General features: G+C 67.1%; 15 protein-coding genes. 11 read left to right on the top strand and 4 right to left on the bottom strand.

Annotation, left to right across the window (positions count from 1 at the left end; translation table 11 throughout):
* Positions 1-236 precede the first annotated feature (236 nt).
* The 3 genes from BW934_RS15320 to BW934_RS01135 are packed head-to-tail and all read left to right on the top strand — an operon-like array spanning position 237 to position 4,784.
* Entirely contained in the window at positions 237-2,459 is a 2,223-nt protein-coding gene (locus BW934_RS15320; protein ID WP_268757114.1) for an ArnT family glycosyltransferase, read from the top strand.
* A complete protein-coding gene (locus tag BW934_RS01130) occupies positions 2,431-3,531 on the top strand; it encodes a glycosyltransferase family 2 protein (RefSeq protein ID WP_084182397.1) in 1,101 nt (366 codons plus the stop codon). The genes BW934_RS15320 and BW934_RS01130 overlap by 29 nt, the downstream gene beginning before the upstream one ends.
* Entirely contained in the window at positions 3,531-4,784 is a 1,254-nt protein-coding gene (locus BW934_RS01135) for a glycosyltransferase 87 family protein (protein ID WP_084182398.1), read from the top strand. Before BW934_RS01130 ends, BW934_RS01135 begins: the two co-directional genes overlap by 1 nt.
* Here BW934_RS01135 and BW934_RS01140 read toward each other — a convergent pair.
* On the bottom strand, positions 4,714-5,265 hold the full coding sequence (locus BW934_RS01140; protein WP_234969450.1) for a precorrin-2 dehydrogenase/sirohydrochlorin ferrochelatase family protein: 552 nt from the start codon (positions 5,263-5,265) through the stop codon (positions 4,714-4,716). The two genes, BW934_RS01135 and BW934_RS01140, sit on opposite strands and share 71 nt — an antisense overlap.
* A 272-nt stretch (positions 5,266-5,537) precedes the next feature.
* Here BW934_RS01140 and BW934_RS01145 point away from each other — a divergent pair, with 272 nt between their 5' ends.
* The 4 genes from BW934_RS01145 to BW934_RS01160 are packed head-to-tail and all read left to right on the top strand — an operon-like array spanning position 5,538 to position 10,140.
* Positions 5,538-6,242 carry a phosphoadenylyl-sulfate reductase gene (locus tag BW934_RS01145; RefSeq protein WP_084182399.1) on the top strand — a complete coding sequence of 235 codons (705 nt, stop codon included), beginning with the start codon at positions 5,538-5,540 and terminating at the stop codon, positions 6,240-6,242.
* 12 nt (positions 6,243-6,254) lie between these two features.
* Complete coding sequence (locus tag BW934_RS01150; protein WP_076344212.1) at positions 6,255-7,937, top strand: NADPH-dependent assimilatory sulfite reductase hemoprotein subunit; 1,683 nt, start codon at positions 6,255-6,257, stop codon at positions 7,935-7,937.
* A gap of 26 nt (positions 7,938-7,963) precedes the next feature.
* Positions 7,964-9,394 (top strand): uroporphyrinogen-III C-methyltransferase, encoded by a 1,431-nt coding sequence (gene cobA / locus BW934_RS01155; protein ID WP_076344214.1) that lies wholly within the window; start codon positions 7,964-7,966, stop codon positions 9,392-9,394.
* On the top strand, positions 9,391-10,140 hold the full coding sequence (locus BW934_RS01160) for a sirohydrochlorin chelatase (RefSeq protein WP_076344682.1): 750 nt from the start codon (positions 9,391-9,393) through the stop codon (positions 10,138-10,140). The genes cobA and BW934_RS01160 overlap by 4 nt, the downstream gene beginning before the upstream one ends.
* Positions 10,141-10,206: 66 nt before the next feature.
* Here the strand turns inward: BW934_RS01160 and BW934_RS01165 are convergent, their stop codons facing one another.
* The 3 genes from BW934_RS01165 to BW934_RS01175 form a co-directional block, all read right to left on the bottom strand.
* Positions 10,207-10,566: a hypothetical protein gene (locus tag BW934_RS01165; RefSeq protein WP_076344216.1), complete on the bottom strand. Its 360-nt coding sequence runs from the start codon at positions 10,564-10,566 to the stop codon at positions 10,207-10,209.
* 164 nt (positions 10,567-10,730) lie between these two features.
* Positions 10,731-11,594 carry a formyltetrahydrofolate deformylase gene (gene purU, locus BW934_RS01170; RefSeq protein WP_076344218.1) on the bottom strand — a complete coding sequence of 288 codons (864 nt, stop codon included), beginning with the start codon at positions 11,592-11,594 and terminating at the stop codon, positions 10,731-10,733.
* Between the two features lie 2 nt (positions 11,595-11,596).
* Positions 11,597-12,022 (bottom strand): PaaI family thioesterase, encoded by a 426-nt coding sequence (locus tag BW934_RS01175; RefSeq protein WP_076344220.1) that lies wholly within the window; start codon positions 12,020-12,022, stop codon positions 11,597-11,599.
* Between the two features lie 251 nt (positions 12,023-12,273).
* Between BW934_RS01175 and BW934_RS01180 the strand changes: the two genes are divergently transcribed.
* The 4 genes from BW934_RS01180 (at position 12,274) to BW934_RS01195 (ending at position 17,649) form a co-directional block, all read left to right on the top strand.
* Positions 12,274-13,536: a methyl-accepting chemotaxis protein gene (locus tag BW934_RS01180; RefSeq protein WP_076344222.1), complete on the top strand. Its 1,263-nt coding sequence runs from the start codon at positions 12,274-12,276 to the stop codon at positions 13,534-13,536.
* Positions 13,537-13,598: 62 nt separating this feature from the next.
* Positions 13,599-14,399 (top strand): HAD family hydrolase, encoded by an 801-nt coding sequence (locus BW934_RS01185; RefSeq protein ID WP_076344224.1) that lies wholly within the window; start codon positions 13,599-13,601, stop codon positions 14,397-14,399.
* 13 nt (positions 14,400-14,412) lie between these two features.
* Positions 14,413-15,303 (top strand): aldo/keto reductase, encoded by an 891-nt coding sequence (locus BW934_RS01190; protein WP_076344226.1) that lies wholly within the window; start codon positions 14,413-14,415, stop codon positions 15,301-15,303.
* Between the two features lie 138 nt (positions 15,304-15,441).
* The gene (locus BW934_RS01195; protein ID WP_076344228.1) at positions 15,442-17,649 is read left to right on the top strand and encodes a beta propeller repeat protein; all 2,208 of its coding nucleotides are present in this window, start codon (positions 15,442-15,444) and stop codon (positions 17,647-17,649) included.
* Positions 17,650-17,715: the final 66 nt, after the last annotated feature.

Consider the following 17,715-nt stretch of genomic DNA (forward strand, 5'->3'; position numbering starts at 1 on the left):
CGACAAGCCTGAGGATGGCCTGAAGCCAAGCTGAAACTCTCATGAAAGCTGGGAGTGCCCCCTCAGATACTGAATATCCCTGGGGAACTGCTCCGGGCCCGAATCGCCGGGACCTCGCGCGGCGCCGGAGCCCGAGGTTTTCCGCGCTCAGCAACCTTTCAGCCTGCGCTCAAACGCCGTTCAGCTTCGTCACGCATCATGTCCCCCGAACGACAAGCCTAGAGCGCGGGAGTGGAGTGACATTGGACAAAAGGCGAAGGTGGACCTGGGACAAGGGTGTACTCGCGCTGATCGCGGCCATCGCCCTCTTTCTCAACCTGTACGCACTGAACAAAGAAGGCTACGCCAACGAGTACTACGCAGCGGCTGTGCGCAGCATGCTGGAGAGTTGGCACAACTTCTTCTTTGCCTCGTTCGATCCCGGCGGTTTCATCACCATCGACAAGCCGCCCTTCGACTTCTGGATTCAAGCGGCTTTTGCGTACGTCTTTGGCTTCCACGGCTGGGCGCTCATTCTGCCGCAGGCGCTCGCGGATGTGGGCTCGGTGCTCCTCATGTACGCTCTCGTCAAGCGCCACTTTGGCAGGGTGGCGGGCCTCATCGCTTCAGCCGTCATGGCCGTGACGCCCATCGCGGTCGCGGTGAGCCGCACGAATCAAGTCGACGGGCTGCTTGTGTTTCTGATGCTTCTCGCCACGTGGTTCTTGTTTCGCGCCATCGAGACCAAGCGCCTGCGCCCGCTCGTCGGTGTCGCCGTGATGGAGGGCCTTGCGTTCAACACGAAGATGATGGAGGCGTATCTCATCTTGCCCGCCCTGTACGTGGGCTACTTCGTCGCGTGCAAGCTCTCCTGGCGCAAAAAGCTCGCCTATCTCGGCGCCATGACGGCCCTGCTCGGCGCCATCTCGTTCAGCTGGGCGACCATCGTCCAGCTCACCCCGCCGAGTGACCGGCCCTACGTCGGGAGCACGACCGACAACAACGAATTCACCCTCATCTTCGGATATAACGGCGTGAACCGGCTCACCGGCAACATGTCCGTCGGCGGCGGGCAGAACTTCCGCATGGAATTTGGGCGTTTCCCGGGTGCAGGCGAGTTCGGCCGCGCTTCTGGCGGATTCGGCTCCGGATTCGGCTCAGCCGGCGCGGGTTCTGGGGGATTCGCGCAGGGGCAGCGCGGAGGAACACAAAGCCCTCCAACCGCGCCCTCGGGCGGATCGGGCGGAGGTTTCGCAAGCGGCGGCCCGTCCGGCGCCGCAGGGGGACAGACCCCGTTTGCGATCCGCCGCGGCGAGTTCGGCGGCCGCTTTGGCACCGGCGGCTTCGGCGCCTTCGGCGGCAGAGCGGGTGGCGCCTTTGGCGGCGGGATGTTCGACACCGGCACGCGCGGCGTCCTGCGCCTGTTTCAGGCGCAGCTCGGCCCGCAGATCGGCTGGCTGTTGCCCATCGCCTGCTTGTCGCTCGTTCCGCTCCTTCGCCGCGTGCGCTGGAAGCGGCGAAGCGAGCTGACGGAGCGCGAACAGGCGACCATCTTCTGGGCCGCGTGGCTCATCCCCGTCGGCGCGTTCTTCAGCATCGCGGGGTTCTTCCACCAGTACTACCTCATCACACTCGCGCCGCCAATCGCAGCGCTGGTCGGTGCGGGGCTCACGGCGATGTGGCGCGACTTCCGAACGGGCGGCCGCTGGAAAGGGTACCTGCTCGGCGTGGTCTTGCTCGATCTCGTCTACGAGTGCCTGATGGTCCGCAGCTATCCCGCGGTGCGCACCGCACTCATCGCGGTGACCCTCGCCTTTGCCGCGCTGTCCGCGGCGCTCGTGTTCCTGCCCCGCTTGGCCAAAGGCTGGCGGCGCGCGGGGGCCATCGCCGGACTGCTGGCGCTTTTGACGGTGCCGGCCTACTGGTCGATCACGCCCGCCCTCTACGGCGTGAACGGCACGATGCCGGCCGCGGGACCGGCCGGATCGCAGAGCGGGGCGGGACCGGCATTTGGAGCTGCCAACGCCGCCAGCCGGACGAGCGAAAACGACAACGTGGCGCAATACAAGAAGCTCATTCAATATCTGGTGGCCCACTACAGGCCTTCGAAGGGATCGTTCCTCGTGGCCACGCTGAACGCACAGCCCGCCGAGCCCATCATCATCGCGACCGGGCTGCCGGTGATGGCGATGGGAGGGTTCTCGGGATCCGATGCCGCGATGACCGTGGCGAAGCTCCAACAGCTCTGCAGGCAGGGCAAGGTGAAGTACTTCCTGATCGACGGCGGCGGCTTCGGCGGCCGGGGGAACAGCGAACTGGTGTCGTGGATCGAGAAGCACTGCAAGCTCGTCCCGGCGAGCGCGTGGGGCGGCTCGACGTCCCAGGCGAATGGCGATCGCGCCGGCTTGGCGGGCGTTGGCGGATTTGGCGGCATGAGGGGGCTCGAACTGTATGTCTACACAGGCCAGGCCCAGTCGTGAGTGGCGTTTGCGCGCGGAGCGCGATGTGCGCGATGTGCGCGATGTGCGCGATGTGCGTGTCGATGCCGGGCACGAACCGGGTGCCCGCGACGAGCGGCGCCCGGCGCCCGCGCGCCTTATCTCCGTCGTGGTCCCTGTCTTCAACGAGGCAGACGTGCTAGCGACCACGCACGAACGGCTCACGGCGGTGCTCGAGACGCTTCCGTTTGCCTTTGAGATTCTCTACGTCAACGACGGCAGCACGGACGCCTCTGCGCAGCTCTTGGACGCCCTGGCCGCGCGCGATCCCCGCGCGCGGGTCATCCACTTCGCCCGCAACTTCGGCCATCAAGTGGCTATCACCGCCGGGATCGACGCGGCGAAGGGCGATGCGGTGGTCGTGATCGACGCGGATTTGCAGGACCCTCCGGACCTCATCCCGGACCTCGTCGCCAAGTGGCTCGAGGGATACGACGTGGTGCTTGCGCGGCGCGCCATTCGCTTTGGGGAGACGTGGTTCAAGCGCCTGACGGCAGCCGCGTTTTACCGGGTGCTGAACCGCTTGACCGACGTCGAAATCCCCGTCGACGTGGGCGACTTTCGCCTGATGGACCGCAGAGTGTGCGAGGTCCTGAGGGCGCTGCCGGAACATCGCCGGTTCGTGCGCGGGCTCGTGGCTTGGATGGGCTTTCGCCAGACCGAGGTGGAATATGTGCGCCAACCCAGGTTTGCCGGCGAGTCGAAATACCCGCTCGCCCGCATGGTGCGCCTGGCGCTTGACGCCATCACCTCGTTCTCCGCTCGGCCCCTTGGCTGGGCGCTGTACGCGGGGAGTGCCTCGGCGATCCTCGGCATCGCATTCGCCGTGGTGTTCGCGGTTCTGGCCGCGATCGCGGGCCGGATTGTGGACCTTGTGATGCTCGCGCTTTCCGGGGGCGTGGCCTTAACCGGCGGCGTGCTCATCGCCATTGGGCTTCTGGGGCTCTACCTCGCAAGCGTGCTCGAAGAGGTCCGCGGCCGCCCCTTGTATATCGTCGATCGCGTCGTCGCCTCGGGCGAGGCGGTCGAGGCGGATGCAGGAGGTGGCGCGTGATGGCCGCGCGCCTGGTGGAGGCATGCGCCTCAAGGGCCCGCGCGCTGCCCGCGTGGGCATGGGCGCTCGCCGTAGGCGCAGCGTCGGTCGCGCTTCAGCTCGCCCTCGCGGCGTCGACGCGCGGGTACGTCGCGGACCAGGCCATCTTCTTGCGCTGGGCCGAGGCGGTGCGGACGCTCGGTTTCGCGCGAGCCTATGAAGCGGGCGGGATCGACTATCCCCCCGTGTATCTCGAGCTCGTCAGCGCCTATGCCTGGGCGGCCCATGCGCTTGGCCTGAGCATCCGCCCGGGGACCTTGGCGGCCAAGCTGCCGGGCATTCTCATCTACGCGGCCTTCATGCCCTGGGTGTGGCGGCTGTCGCACGGCGTGCGCGCATCGAGGCGGCGCCTGGCGTTTGCGTTCTACTGCCTCAACCCGGTGCTCTTGTTTGATACGGCCGTGTGGGGGCAGGTGGACGTGCTCGATGCGACGCTCGCGCTCGGGTCCGTCTGGCTCGCCGCCAAACGCCCGTTTGCCGCGGGCGCCGCGTTCGGCTTGGGCCTCGCCTCGAAATTCGAGGCCATCGTCGTGCTCCCCGTCCTCGTGGCCGCAGGCTGGGCCAAGCCACCCCGGCTTCCCCGAATCGGCGCGATGGCGGCGGGCGCGCTCGTCCCTTTCGCCCTGTCGTGTCTTCCGCTCCTCCCGAGCGGCGTGTTGCCCATGATCACCTCGGCGTACATTCACACGACGAGCGAGTATCCGGATCTGAGCCTGAACGCCATGAACATTTGGTTCTACTTTCTTGATTCCTCGCCGTTTCAATCGGACAGCGCTCGGTTCGTCCTCGGCCTCACCTATAAACAAGTCGGACTTCTGCTTCTCGCCGCCGGGTGCGCCTTCGCCCTTCTGTACCTTGCGCGATCACGGCGTTCGCTGGTGCTTCGCCAGATGGTGGCGGCCTCGTTTGTCGCCCTGTCGTTTTTCATGCTGGCGACTGAGATGCACGAGCGCTACATCGCGCTCGCGGCCACGCTTCTTTCCTGGCTCGCTGCATCGGCGCGTCGCTTGGTTTGGGTCGCCTGGGCCATCGTGACGACGGGGTTTTGGAACCTGTGGGTGGTTTGTTTCGGCGCGGTCAACGCGCAACAGGACGCCTGGATGGTGTACCTAAACCTCGCCGCGTACCTTGGCATGGCGGCCCTCATGGTTCAGGACATGCGTCGTCGCCCGCGCTCGCCGCGCTCGCGGCGCACTGCCGAAGCAGCCGAATGAAGGCGTCGCCGCCCGTCGCCAGGTCGTCTTCGAGCGCCTGTCGAAGGCGCTTGGCGAGATCGGGCCGCTTGCCGCCCGTTGCGATGGAAATGGAGACATCGCCGAAGCAAGTGACGCTTGCAAAGTCGAGATCGCTATCGGAGGCGTCGTCTGCCCGGTTGCACCAGATTCCGCGCGATCGCGCCTCCTCGCGCACCGCGGCGTTGACCGCCGGATCGTCGGTGGCCGCCACGGCGAGCGCAGCGTGGGCGAGATCGCCCGGCCGGTATGGGCGCTCTCGCCACGCCACGAAGCCGCGCTGCACGAGTTCCGCAGCTTCGGGACAGAGGGTGGGGCTCAGCATCACGACCTCGGCCCCCGCTTCCGCCAGGCGCCCTGCGCGCCTCGCCGCGACGGGCCCGCCGCCCACGACGACGCAGGTCATGCCGCGCGGTTTCAGCCAGACGGGAACGCGCGGGTTCGATACCGTACCCCCTCGCACAGGGCATCCACCTCCTTCGCCGTTTTTCCCCATGATAGCTTCCCGCCGTTTGGACCGCCATTGGCCGCGGCAGGCGCACCTCGCCGCGCCTCGGGCCCATGGGAAGTCCCCGGTTGCAACGCGCCCGCTGTCCATCGCGCGCCGCTGCGCGGATTTTTGCCCAAAGGCGCCCAATGACCACAAAATCCGATTGACTTTATAGGCAAAGGGGTTTAACGTGAAGATACGACTCAATATCGAACTAAAACCATTGGAATTTGAGGTGAATGGCCTTGACCGTGACGCTCGAAGAGGCCGCTTGGATCGAAGAATGGGCCAACACGTATGAAGAGGCAAATCCCGAGGACATCCTCCGCGAGGCGCTGCGCAAGGTGCCGCGCATCACGTTCGCGTGCTCGTTCGGCGCTGAGGACATGGTCCTCCTCGATATGCTGATGTCGATCGACCCGAGCGCGGACGTGTTTTATCTCGACACCAACGTGCTCTTTCCCGAGACGTACGATCTCATCGAGCGCGCCGTGGCGAAATACGGCATCCCGAACCTCCACCAGGTGTTGCCCCGGCTCACCCTGGAGGAGCAGGCGGAACAGTACGGCGACGCGCTCTGGAGCCGAGACCCGAACCTGTGCTGCAAGATTCGCAAGGTCGAGCCGCTCGCCGATTTTCTCGCCGGCTACGACGGCTGGATCACGGGCATTCGCCGCGAGCAGGCGCCCACGCGGCGCAACGCGAAGGTCTTCGAGTGGGACGCGAAGTTCAACATCGTCAAGGTCAACCCGCTCGTCCGCTGGACGGAAAAGGACGTGTGGAACTACATCGTGGAGCACGGCGTTCCCTACAATCCGCTGCACGATCACAACTATCCGTCCATCGGCTGCCTGCATTGCACGCGCCCGGTCAAGCCAGGCGAAGACCCCCGCAGCGGCCGCTGGGCCGGCTTTGACAAGACCGAGTGCGGTCTACACGCCGACAAGTGAGGGGGTGGGAGCGTGTCCGAGGAGAAGCTGTCCAAGGTCGAGTTCATCAAGCGCAACAGCCGCTTTCTGCGCGGCCCCCTGGAAGAGGAGCTGCAGAACGGCAAATCGCACTTTAGCGAAGAAGCCGTGCAGGTCCTGAAGTTTCACGGGACGTATCAACAGGACGATCGCGACCTGCGCCGGGAGCTCACCAAGCAGGGCAAGGAACGTCATTACATCATGATGATCCGCGCGCGCATCCCGGGCGGCGTGCTCACGGCCGATCAGTACCTCGTGTTTGATCGGCTGGCCGACGAATACGGCAACGGCACCATGCGCATCACGACACGCCAGACGTTTCAGCTGCATGGCGTCCTCAAGGCCCATCTCAAACAGACCATCCGCACCATCCACGAGGCGCTCCTCACGACGCTCGGCGGCTGCGGCGACCAGGTGCGCAACACGGTCGGCTGCGCCCACCCGCACCATGGCCCGTTTGAAGACGCCGTGCGCCAAGACCTGCTTCGGCTCGTGGATGAGACGAGCGCGAAGACGAACGCCTATCACGAGATCTGGCTGGACGGCGAGCGCGTGGATCCCGAGGTCGATCGCGCCCGCGAGACCCTGTACGGCGAAACCTACCTGCCGCGCAAGTTCAAAATCGGGTTTGCGTACGAGGGCGACAACTGCGCCGACGTGTACTCCAATGACATCGGCATCGTGGCCCACCGCGACGGCGAGTCGGTCGCCGGGTACACGCTCGTCATCGGCGGCGGCATGGGCCGCACCGCGAGCGACAAGGAGACCCACCCCGCGCTCGCCAAGCCGTTCGCCTTCGTCTCGCGCGATGAGCTCGTCGACGTCTGCAAGGCCATCATCACCATTCAGCGCGATTTCGGCAACCGCGAGAACCGCAAGTTCGCGCGCATGAAGTATCTCGTCGAGTCGCGCGGGATCGAGTGGTTCCGGGAGGAGGCCGAGCGCCGCCTCGGCCGCACGCTCGCGCCGCCTCGCCCCCTCGTCTGGCACTCGAGCGACGATCACCTCGGCCGGATCGAAGACGGCGACAAGGTCCACCTCGGGCTCTACGTCGAGAACGGCCGGATCGCCGACAAGCCAGGCCTGCCGCTCAAAACGGCGCTCGCGCGCGTCATTCGGACGTACCGCCCGACCGTCCGCCTGACGACGCAGCAAAATCTCATCCTGGCCGATCTCGCGCCGGAGACGGCGGACGCCATCGTGGCCGAGCTCGAGGCGCAGGGCATCCGGCTGCCGGACGCGTACTCGCCGGTGAAGCTCCGCGCCATGGCTTGCCCGGCTATGCCGACCTGCGGGCTCGCCATCGCCGAGTCGGAGCGCGTGTTTCCCAAGGTCGTCGAGCGGCTCGAGGCGCTCATGCGCGAGCTCGGCCTGGCCGATGAGCCCATCACGGTGCGCATGACGGGCTGCGCCAACGGCTGCGCGCGGCCGTACATCGCCGAGATTGGCTTCGTCGGCCGCGTCATCGGCAAGTACGACATCTTCCTCGGCGCCAATGCCGCCGGCACGCGGCTCAACACGCGCTTCCGCGAAATGGTGCCGTTTGACGATCTCGTCCCGACGCTGCGCCCGGTGCTCGAGCTCTACCGCGACGAGCGGCTTCCCGGCGAGCGATTCGGCGACTTCTGCCATCGCGTCGGTATCGAGCGGCTGAACGAAGCCGTCCCGGTTTCCTGACAACCGCGAAAGGAGGAGGATTGCGCATGGCCTACGGCCGCGTGGCGCTCGTCGGAGCGGGCCCGGGGCACCCGGGGCTTCTGACCGAGCGCGCCCGCCAACTCATCGAACAGGCCGACGTCGTGGTCTATGATCGCCTCGTCTCGCCTCGGCTTCTCCTGCACGCCAAGGCGAATGCCACCCTGTTGTACGCCGGCAAGGCCCCCGGGTGTCACGCGCTCGCGCAGCGGGATATCGAGGCGATGCTCATCGACATGGCGCGCGATCACGCCCTCGTCGTCCGCCTGAAAGGCGGCGATCCGCTCGTCTTCGGCCGCGGCGCGGAGGAGGCGGCCGCCCTGCGCGCGGCGGGCGTGCCGTTCGAACTGGTGCCAGGCATCACGTCGGCCGTGGCCGTGCCGGCCTTCGCCGGCATTCCCGTGACGCTGCGCGGCGTGAGCCGCTCGTTTGCCGTGGCGACGGGCCACGCGGGCGACGGCCTGCGCGCCGAGGTCGAAGCCCTCGCGCGCGCCGAGACGCTGGTGCTCCTGATGGGCGTCGCCGAGTGGCCCGCCATCGCCGAGGCGCTTGTGGCGCAGGGCGTCGCCGAGGACACGCCTGCGGCCATGATCCAGTGGGGCACGCGCGCGAAGATGCGAACCATCCGCGCCACCGTGGCGACGCTTGCGGCCGAGGCCAAGCGGCACCGCATCGGGTCGCCCGCCGTGATCGTCGTCGGCCATGTGGCGGCGGACGCGTCGCTCGGCGCCTGGTTCGAGTCGATGCCGCGCTTTGGCGAGCGACACCTCGTCTTGGCGTCCACCATGCGCGAGGCGCTTCAGCAGGCCGAGCGCCTCGAGGCGGACGGCGCCGAGGTCCTGGCCTACAGCTGGGACAGGGCGCGCAGCGCGCGCACGAACGATCTCGACGCCGCGCTATCCGCGCTTTCGGGCAGCAAGGCCCCCGGCTTTGCCTTTCAAACGTCGCTCGGGGTCGAACTGTGGGGGTGCGCCGTTTCGCGCGCCGGGATCGACCTCCGGCAGCTCGCCGGGGTGAGACTCGCCGCGCTCGACGGCTATGTCGCGCAGGCCCTCGGCGATCGCGGCCTGCGCCCGGACGCCCGCTCGCTCGGCGAAATCGCCCGCATGCCGGTCGACGTGTGGTTTGTCGAGGCGATGGGCGGCGAGCGAGACGTCGAGCTCGAGGCGGCGCTTCGCGCGAGCGGGGCGGAGGTGCGGCCGCTCGCCATGCTCGGCCCGCGGCTCACACCGGCCGTGTCTGGGCGCTGGCAGCCGTTCGTGCGCACCCTCGAGGACGTGATCGCCGAGTGGATGGCTGATGGGCCGTTCCAGGCATGGGCGCTTGGCGATCCGGCCCTTGTGCGCCCGCTCGCGCGCGAGCTTTCGCTCGGCGACATCCCGTTGCGCCGCGCCGACCGATTCGGCCTCGCCGCGGCGGAGGCGGTGTGTGGCGCATGAGCGGCGAAGAGCGCGCCCTTCTCTTCATCGGCCACGGGACGAGGCTCGGCGAGGGCCTGGCCATGTGGCATGGGTTTGTGGACGACGTCGTGCGGGTCGCGGGGCTTTCGCCAGACAGGGTGGGCCGCGCGTTCGTCGAGCTCGTCCGGCCAGACGTCACCGAGGCGCTCATCGAATGGGCTCGGGCGGGAGTGCGGCACGTGCACATGGTGCCGCTTCTTCTGTTTTCGGCGGGCCACATGCAAGTCGACTTGCCCGACGCAGTCGCCCGCGCCGAACAGGCCGTGGGCCCGCTCGATCTCACCTGGAGCCCGCCCTTTGGCGACGAACCGGGGTTCGTCGAGGTGGCCGCGGATCGCGCGGAGGAGCTTATCGCTCAGGCGGGGGAGGGCGTCGGCGTCGTCCTGGTCGGGCGCGGCAATCGCGACGAGGCCGCGCAGGGCGCGTTTGCCGCGGTGGCCGAGGCCGTGGGTCGCCGCGTTCGGGTGCCGCTTGTCCACGGGTACTTGGCCGGCACGGGCCGCCCGCTCGAGTCGGCGCTCGACGCGCTATGGGAACAGGGGTGCCGTGAAGTGGCGGTGGTTCCGTATCTATGGTTTCCGGGGCTTCTCACCAAGGAGCTTCCCACGAGGCTGGCGCAGTGGGGACAAACGCGGCGGGCGGCCTTTCGCGTGGCCGATCCGCTCGGCCGGGATCCGCGGCTCGTGGCGCTCGTGGCGGCGCGGGCGAGGGAAGGCCTGCATTGAAGGGGCCAGGAAAGCCGGCGGGCGGGCATGAGCGGCTCGCCGGCTCCCTCCGGCGAGCCCATCGGTTCACCACCAGTAGCCGGGATATCCGTATCCGTAGCCATAGCCGTACCCATAGTACGGGTACGGGCGGGCCACCGTCGCGCCGAGCGCCGTGCCGAGCGTGAGGCCCGTCAGCGCGCCAAACGCAAAATAGCCCACGGGGGCGTACACCGTCTCGATCTCGCCGCTCTCCGCGTCCTTCAGCGTGGAAAATCGCTCTTCGCCTTGGCTGGCCGCGTGCGAAATGGGCCGCACGTTGAGGAGATAGATGCCGTGATCGCGCACGCTGTGCAGGATACCGTGATAGCGGCGGCCATTGATGTGGTGTACGATGACCGGCCGCCCGACGTATTGCTTCGCAACGGGATACAACGGATGTGGCATGGGACACCGCCTCCTTTCGCTTCAGCGTATGCCGAGGTGACGAAGGCTGAAGCGACAGCTGCCCATGCTGTCCCGACGCGAAGCCCGCGCGGCGGTCAGGGGCTCGGGCGACGCGCCGCGGCGCCGGGCCTCAGGCCGTGGGAGCGAGCCCCCGCGCGCACACGTCAAGCAAACACAATCGTCTTGTTGCCGTGCACAATGATCTTGTCCTCCAGGTGCCACTTGACCGCGCGGGAGAGCACCGCCCGCTCCACCTGGCGCCCGGCGATGCGCAGGTCAAGCGCGGTGAACCGGTGATCCACCCGCATCACGTCCTGCTCAATAATGGGTCCCTCGTCCAGCTCCTCTGTGACGTAGTGGGCCGTCGCCCCGATGAGCTTCACGCCTCGCTGATACGCCCGCTGATACGGGTTGCGCCCGATGAAGGCCGGCAAAAACGAGTGGTGGATATTGATGATCCGCTGCGGATAATGTTCGAGAAACGAAGGGCTCAGGATCTGCATATACCGCGCGAGGACGATCACGTCCACCTGCCCGTCGAGCAGCTCGAGCTGCTTCTGTTCGGCGGAAGCTTTGCTCTCCGGCGTCACGGGCACGTAATGGTAGGGGATGCCAAGGCTTTCGACGAGCGGCCTCGCGTCCTCGTGATTCGAGATGACCATCTTCAGTTCCGCGTCCAAAAGGCCGTCTTGCCACTCCCACAACAGCTCCTGGAGACAGTGCAGCTCGCGCGAAACGAAAATGGCCATCCGCTTCTTTTTCCGCGCGGGATGGTATCGCCAGCGCATCTGATACGCCTCTGCCAATTTTGCAAAGTCGTCACAGAGCGCGTCTTCGCGACGGGCCAAATCCTCGAGCTCAAACTCCACGCGCATAAAGAAGTCTCCGCCCCACGGGGCCGTGGAGTGTTGCGCCGACTCCGCGATATTCGCCCCGCACGAGGCGAGGAACTGGCCGATGGCGCCGACGATGCCAATCTGATCCGGACACGAGATGAGCAAGCGGCCGCGATTCTCTCGGGATGTCATGCTTAGGTCTCCAACCCCTCCATGCCGAGTTGTTTCTGTTTATCCGCGCTGAGGACCATCATTTTCGCGGTGGATGTCGCCTTGACCTCTCCGTCCTCGCCCTCGACGCCGGCTTCGACGAGCAGAAGTCTCGAAGACACCTTGGTGGGTTTGGCCCACACGCGAAGCTGTTCCCCCACGTGAATGGGCTTCTTGAACGAGATGTTGAGTTCCGCGGTCACGGTCACGAGTCCCATGAGAAACGGCACGTACGCCGAGGCCTCGTCCAAAAGGGTGCACGTGATGCCACCGTGCTGCACGTTGGGCCAGCCGATGTGGTGAGCCTCCGTCCGGAAGTGGCACACGACGCCGTCCCCATCCCGCTCGAAGTGCATGTGGAGGCCGTGCGGGTTGTCCTTCCCGCACGCAAAGCAGTAGTCGAATCCCATGGCGCACCTCCTGTCGAACGCGCTGTCTGACCACTTGTTCTATTATGACAGGCGGCTTGGCCCGCGGGCAACCTGAGGCAGGAGATGGCGAACCGGGTGTCGTAGTTTCAGAGAGGATGGGCGATTGCATCGAGGGAGTGTGGCGCGTTGGAGCAGACGACAGAAGAGCTCTACATCGCATCAGAGGGTGAGCCAAACGGAATCTCCTCCGAGGGGGATCCGAAGGGCGGCGGAGCCAGCGGGCGGGCGGTGTGAGCCTGCGCGCGAAGTTGGTCCTCGTCGTCCTTTGCAGCCTCGCCGTGAGCATCCCCATTTCGAATGTCATCAACGCCGCCATTCACCGCGCCATGCCCAACAGCCACTACGGCGTCTACGTGAATAGCGGTGTGAGCCTCATTGTCTCGGCCGCGCTGCTGATGGCGGCCATTCAATGGCTCGTCATTCGGCCGCTCGGCCAACTGGTGGCTGCTGTGAAGGACATCGCGGCCGGCAACCTCGCGGTGCGGGTCGGCGTCAAAAGCCGGGACGAGATGGGGCTGCTCGCCCAGGAGCTGAATGCCGCGGCCGCCGCCATGCAGGCCGTCATTCGCGAGCTCGTCAGCACGTCGGGGGATCTCGCCGCGGCCAGTCAGGAATTCGCCGCGAGCGCAGAGGAAACGGGCAAGGCGGCGGAGCAGATTGCGCTCACCATCCAGGACGTCTCCACGGGCGTGCAGCGCCAGGACGCGCGCATCGCGCGCTCGACGGACGTGTTTCAGCTTCTGGCGCGCGGCATGGACGACATGTCGGCGCGGTTTCGGGGCGCGAAGGAGGCCACGTCGGAGGCGCGCCACGCGGCCCAGGACGGCGGTCAACACGTGGCGCAGGCGCTCGCACAAATGGGCTCCGTCGAAGACGCGTTTGAGCACCTCGCGCAGGCGGTGCGGGGGTTTGCGTCGAGATCGCAGGAGGTCGGCGCCATCGTCGAGGTCATGACCCGCATTGCGAAGCAGACGCACCTGTTGGCCCTGAACGCGGCCATTGAGGCGGCGCGCGCGGGTGAGGCCGGGCGCGGGTTTTCGGTGGTGGCGTCGGAGATTCGCAAGCTGGCGGAGCAATCGGCCGATTCGTCCAGGCAGATTGCAGCGCTTGTCGCGTCCATCCAGGCGGACATGGAAAATGCGGCGGAGCGCATGGCGTCCTCGCGCGAGCAGGTGGAGGCGGGCCGCGGCTCGTTCCAGGCCGTGGATGCTTCGTTTGCGCGCATCCAGGCCGCCATCTTGCGCGTCGACGAGGAGCTTGAGGGCGTGGTGAAGTTCGTGGATCGCCTGGGCCAAGCGTCGGCCCAGCTGCGCGAAGGCGTGGACGAAATTGCGCAGGTGTCCGCACAGACGAGCGCGGGCATGGAGACGGTGGCCGCCGCGACGGAGGAGCAGCTGGCGTCGATGGAGGAGATGACGGCCTCGGCTGCGGCGCTCGCGCAGATGGCGGAGTCGCTGCAGCGGATGGTGGCGAATTTCCGCGTCGAAGGGTAACCGAGCGCGAAATGGGAGAGAGATACCAGAAGGGACAACTTTGTTCTGCGGGAGGGAGATAGGTGGATCAGGACCCTTACGTGCGCGTTGGGCGCGCGAAGCTTTTCATCTTCGATCTCGACGGCACGGTGTACGCCGAGACGGACCATTTCGAGGCGTATGCGCGTGAACTGGCGGCCTGCTTGCCGGAGGGAAAGCGCGAGGGATTTCTCGAGGACGCGCATCGCGCGCTCCTGCACGAGGGGCACGCGTTTTACGGCCACGCGTTCTCGCGCGAGACGGGCGAGCGCGTGGACGCCGTGGAGGAGGACAGGCCGGATCGGGCGTATCTGCACGTGGATGATCCGTGGGGGCTCTTGCAGGTGGTGGCCATCCGGCATGGAATTGGGCCGCGCGATCGCGACGAGGCGTTTTTGCGCACGCGGGACTACATGGCAGGGCCCTTTCCCATGCAGCCCCTCGGCGGACTGCGGGATGCCATGGAGGCCATCCGCGCGCGCGGGGGCCATGTGGTGCTGGCCACCAACAGCCCCGAACCGGACAGCCGCGCCATCCTGCGCAAGCTGAATCTGGAGGACGTGATCGAAGACTTCGTCTTCCGGGCGGTGAAGCCGTACCGCACGGAAGAACACTTCCGCAGGTGGCTCCAGAAGTACGGCGTGGAGCCGGAGCGCGCGGTGTCGATTGGGGATCACTATCGCAATGAGATGCGGCCGGCCATCCGGCTCGGAATGTTGACCATCTACATTGATCGGTATATCGGCCGAGATCGCCCGGACGTCACCCTCAGGTTGACGCACCCGGGGGAGCTGGGGGATGTGCTGATGACCTGCCTTCGGCGAGCGGACGCAGCGGAGGCGTGAGGAGGGAACGACCATGGAATATCGAGAGATGGGGCGGACCGGCATGCGCGTCAGTGCGCTCGGGTTCGGCGGCTCGGAGATCCGCGGCGCAGACGTCGCGACGGTGGAGCGCCTTTTGATGAGCGCGCTCGACGCCGGCTTGAACGTGATCGACACGGGCGAGTGTTATGGCGACAGCGAGGAGCTCATCGGGCGAGCGGTGAGTCACCGGCGCGCGGCGTACTTCTTGTTCACGAAGTGCGGTCACCGCTCGGGACTCGAGACCCCCGATTGGGCGCCGGAGACGATTCGCGCGAGCATCGACCGGAGCCTGAAGCGCCTGCGCACGGATTACGTGGACCTCATGCAACTCCACAGCTGCTCGGTGGAGGTGCTGAGGGAAGGGAGCGTCATTGCGGAGCTGCAAAAGGCGAAGGAGGCTGGGAAAATCCGCTTCCTAGGCTACAGCGGCGATAACGAGGCGGCGAAATACGCGGTGGAGCTCGGCGTGTTCGACACGCTGCAGACGTCCGTGAACGTCGCGGATCAGAGCGCCATCGACGAGGTGATTCCGCTGGCGGCGTCGCGCGGGATGGGGGTCATTGCCAAGCGGCCGGTGGCGAATGTCGCTTGGCGATACGAGGAAAAGCCCGACGTGGACTACTATGTCGAGTACTGGCGCAGGCTGCGCGAGCTCAAGCTCGACTTCACGGCTCGTCCGCTGAGCGAGGCGGTGGGGGTGGCGCTGCGGTTCACGCTTTCGGTGCCGGGCGTGACCACCGCCATCGTGGGCACGCAAAACCCGGGCCGGTGGCAGGAGAACGCGCGCTGCGTGGACGCAGGTCCACTTCCTCAAGAGGAGTTCGAGGCCATCCGCGACGCGTGGCGGCGCACCGCGCGGCCCGATTGGGTGGGACAGACCTGAGGCGCTTCTCGGCGCCGTGTGAGAACATCGTCGAATGGTGTGGGGCCCGGCAGCTCGCCGGGCCCTTTGTCACAGTTCCTTTTCATCCTTCGTCTCCTAGTCGGTATGTGCGATGCAAATCTCGAGGAGGCGAGCGGAATGCGCCGCTGGATGATTATTGGAATCGTGACTTCGTGCTGCGGCTTGTGGGCCGCGGGGTGTGGCAGTCCGACGCCCATCGCTCGCGAACCCGCGCCCTTCAGCAATCACTCTGCGGCGGGCTCGGCAGAGCGCGCCCAGGCGAGGGCCGCGCAGGCCCCAGCACAGGCGCCGGCGCTTTCGGCGAACGCGTCGCCGTCCGTCGCGGGGCCAAACGGTGAGGCCCAGGAACTCGCGAGCCACGGCGAATTCGCGATTTCCGGCACGCCCACCTTCGCGCCCGCGCGCGTCACGCAGACCGTTGCGCCGACCTTCGTCGGCACACTCGGGTTTGCCGCGCTCGACGGGCAGTCGCAGAGCGCGATCGTGGAAGGCCAAGCCGGTGCCTGGCACATCGCGGGGCAGCTGCCGGGACAGGTGGTGGCGCTTTCCTTTGCCAATCGCTTGAATGGGCTCGCCGTGACGGTGGAGCACGGGGCGCCGCGCCCCAATGAGCTCGAGGGAGCAGCCACGTATCGCATCTGGCAGACGCGAAACGGCGGTGCATCCTGGCGGAGCGTGTGGCAGACGACGGTCCCTCCCGAGGAGGCGTCCATGGCGGAGACGCCGGTCGTCGCGCTGTGGGGCTCGGTGGGCTACGCGGCCATCGCGGGTCAGCTTTTGCGCTCTTCCGACGGCGGCGCGACGTGGGTGAAGGTTCCCGTCCAGGGCGCGGTCCTCGATGCCGCGTTCGTGTCGCCCACAGACGTCTGGCTGAGCGAGGTCTCGCCGAAGGCGCTTGCCCCGGGCCAACACCCTTCGCCCGTGTGGCTCGCGGTAAGCGAGGACGGCGCGCACACCTTCCACACGGTCGTCACCGGCCCGAGCGTGGTGCCGTGGGAGGCCAACATCGCCATGGACGGAGACGGCAGCGGGATCTGGGTGGTGAAGGACCTGAACAGCTGGCAGACGCGCGTCCTCTGGACGACGAACCGCTGGGCCTCCTGGCGCGAGGCCGCGCCATCCGCGTATCAGGGCCGCATCGCCCAGTCGGTGCCCGTGATCGACGGAAGCGCCGCGTACATCGGTCTGTGTCCCGGGGCCGCGCCGTTCCCCGGCGGCGTGACGTCGTTTGACCTAAGGACCGGTCGCGCGGCCACGCTCGTCACCGTCCCGTACTGGTACGCTGTCTCGCTCGCCCGCGGCCCGTCTGGAGATTGGTATGCCGCGCCATCTTCGTCGGAGCCGACGGGCCTGTACGAAAGCGTGGCTTCCCTCCGCGACTGGCGGCGCGTGAGCCCGCTCTTCCCGCCCGATGAACAAATCATCGTCGATCCGGCGCTTGGCTCGCCGGGATCGCCCGCGCTCATCGGCATCGACGGGGATCTGTTTCAGGGAACGGTGGCCGAGAGCACGGACGGTGGCGCGTCGTGGCGCGCCATCGCAAGCATGCCTCAGGCGATGCCTATCGCGGTGGCCGCCGGACCCGCTGGGAGCCTCGCGGTCATGACCCTCTCGGCGCCGACGGCTGGGACGGGGCAAGCGCACCTGTGGGTGAGCCGGGACGGCGGACGCCACTGGACGGAGCTCGCTGCAGCCGCGCTACCCAACGGCCTCGCGGCCAATCTCTCGCCCTTTGCGCCGACCAACGTGGCCTTGGCCATGACCCCAAGCGGCTACCAAATGGCGATCACGACGGGATCAAGCGATCTCGTGCTGACCTCCCGCGACGGGGTGCATTGGGCGGTGGCGGGATCGATGCGGAGCCAAGACATCGCCTCCGCGTTCGCGTTCGACGGCACCACGGTTTGGTGGGCCGACAATCGAGTGGTTCGGCCGGGCAGCAAGGTGGGGGGCAAGGACCAGCCGCCCGTGTTCCAGCCCGTGTTGACGGAATCCGAGGGGAATGGCAAACCGCTTCGCACCGTCTCCCTGCCCGAAGGCTACGGGGCGCTCGCCATGGCGTGGGCCGGATCGCGCGGGATGGTGGTGTGCGCATCGTCGGCCAACATGGACCCGGCGCAGGGAATGACCCTGTTCGTCACCACGAATGGCGGCGCGACGTGGCGCGCGCGGCACGTGGCGGCCGCTTCCCAGGCGCTGCTCCCGGGATCGGTGGTCAGCCTGGCGCTCTCGGGCGACGCCTTCGGCGCCCTGCTGACCGATCGCGGCCTCCTGCTGACGCGAGACGGCGGGGTCACGTGGTCGTACGCGCCGCAGAAGCCTTGACGCGCCTGGCGCAGAGCGCGGAGCCTCAATCACGAAACAAGCCGGGCCACTGAAGCGGCCCGGCTT

The sequence above is a fragment of the Alicyclobacillus vulcanalis genome (assembly GCF_900156755.1).
Taxonomy (GTDB): Bacteria; Bacillota; Bacilli; order Alicyclobacillales; family Alicyclobacillaceae; genus Alicyclobacillus; species Alicyclobacillus vulcanalis.

Excerpts from the sequence above, each read along its gene's own strand:
- BW934_RS01130 (WP_084182397.1), top strand. The coding sequence starts at position 2,431 with ATGTCTACACAGGCCAGGCCCAGTCGTGAGTGGCGTTTGCGCGCGGAG.
- BW934_RS01135 (WP_084182398.1), top strand. The coding sequence starts at position 3,531 with ATGGCCGCGCGCCTGGTGGAGGCATGCGCCTCAAGGGCCCGCGCGCTG.
- cobA (WP_076344214.1), top strand. The coding sequence starts at position 7,964 with ATGGCCTACGGCCGCGTGGCGCTCGTCGGAGCGGGCCCGGGGCACCCG.
- BW934_RS01160 (WP_076344682.1), top strand. The coding sequence starts at position 9,391 with ATGAGCGGCGAAGAGCGCGCCCTTCTCTTCATCGGCCACGGGACGAGG.
- BW934_RS01165 (WP_076344216.1), bottom strand. The coding sequence starts at position 10,566 with ATGCCACATCCGTTGTATCCCGTTGCGAAGCAATACGTCGGGCGGCCG.
- purU (WP_076344218.1), bottom strand. The coding sequence starts at position 11,594 with ATGACATCCCGAGAGAATCGCGGCCGCTTGCTCATCTCGTGTCCGGAT.
- BW934_RS01175 (WP_076344220.1), bottom strand. The coding sequence starts at position 12,022 with ATGGGATTCGACTACTGCTTTGCGTGCGGGAAGGACAACCCGCACGGC.
- BW934_RS01190 (WP_076344226.1), top strand. The coding sequence starts at position 14,413 with ATGGAATATCGAGAGATGGGGCGGACCGGCATGCGCGTCAGTGCGCTC.
- BW934_RS01195 (WP_076344228.1), top strand. The coding sequence starts at position 15,442 with ATGCGCCGCTGGATGATTATTGGAATCGTGACTTCGTGCTGCGGCTTG.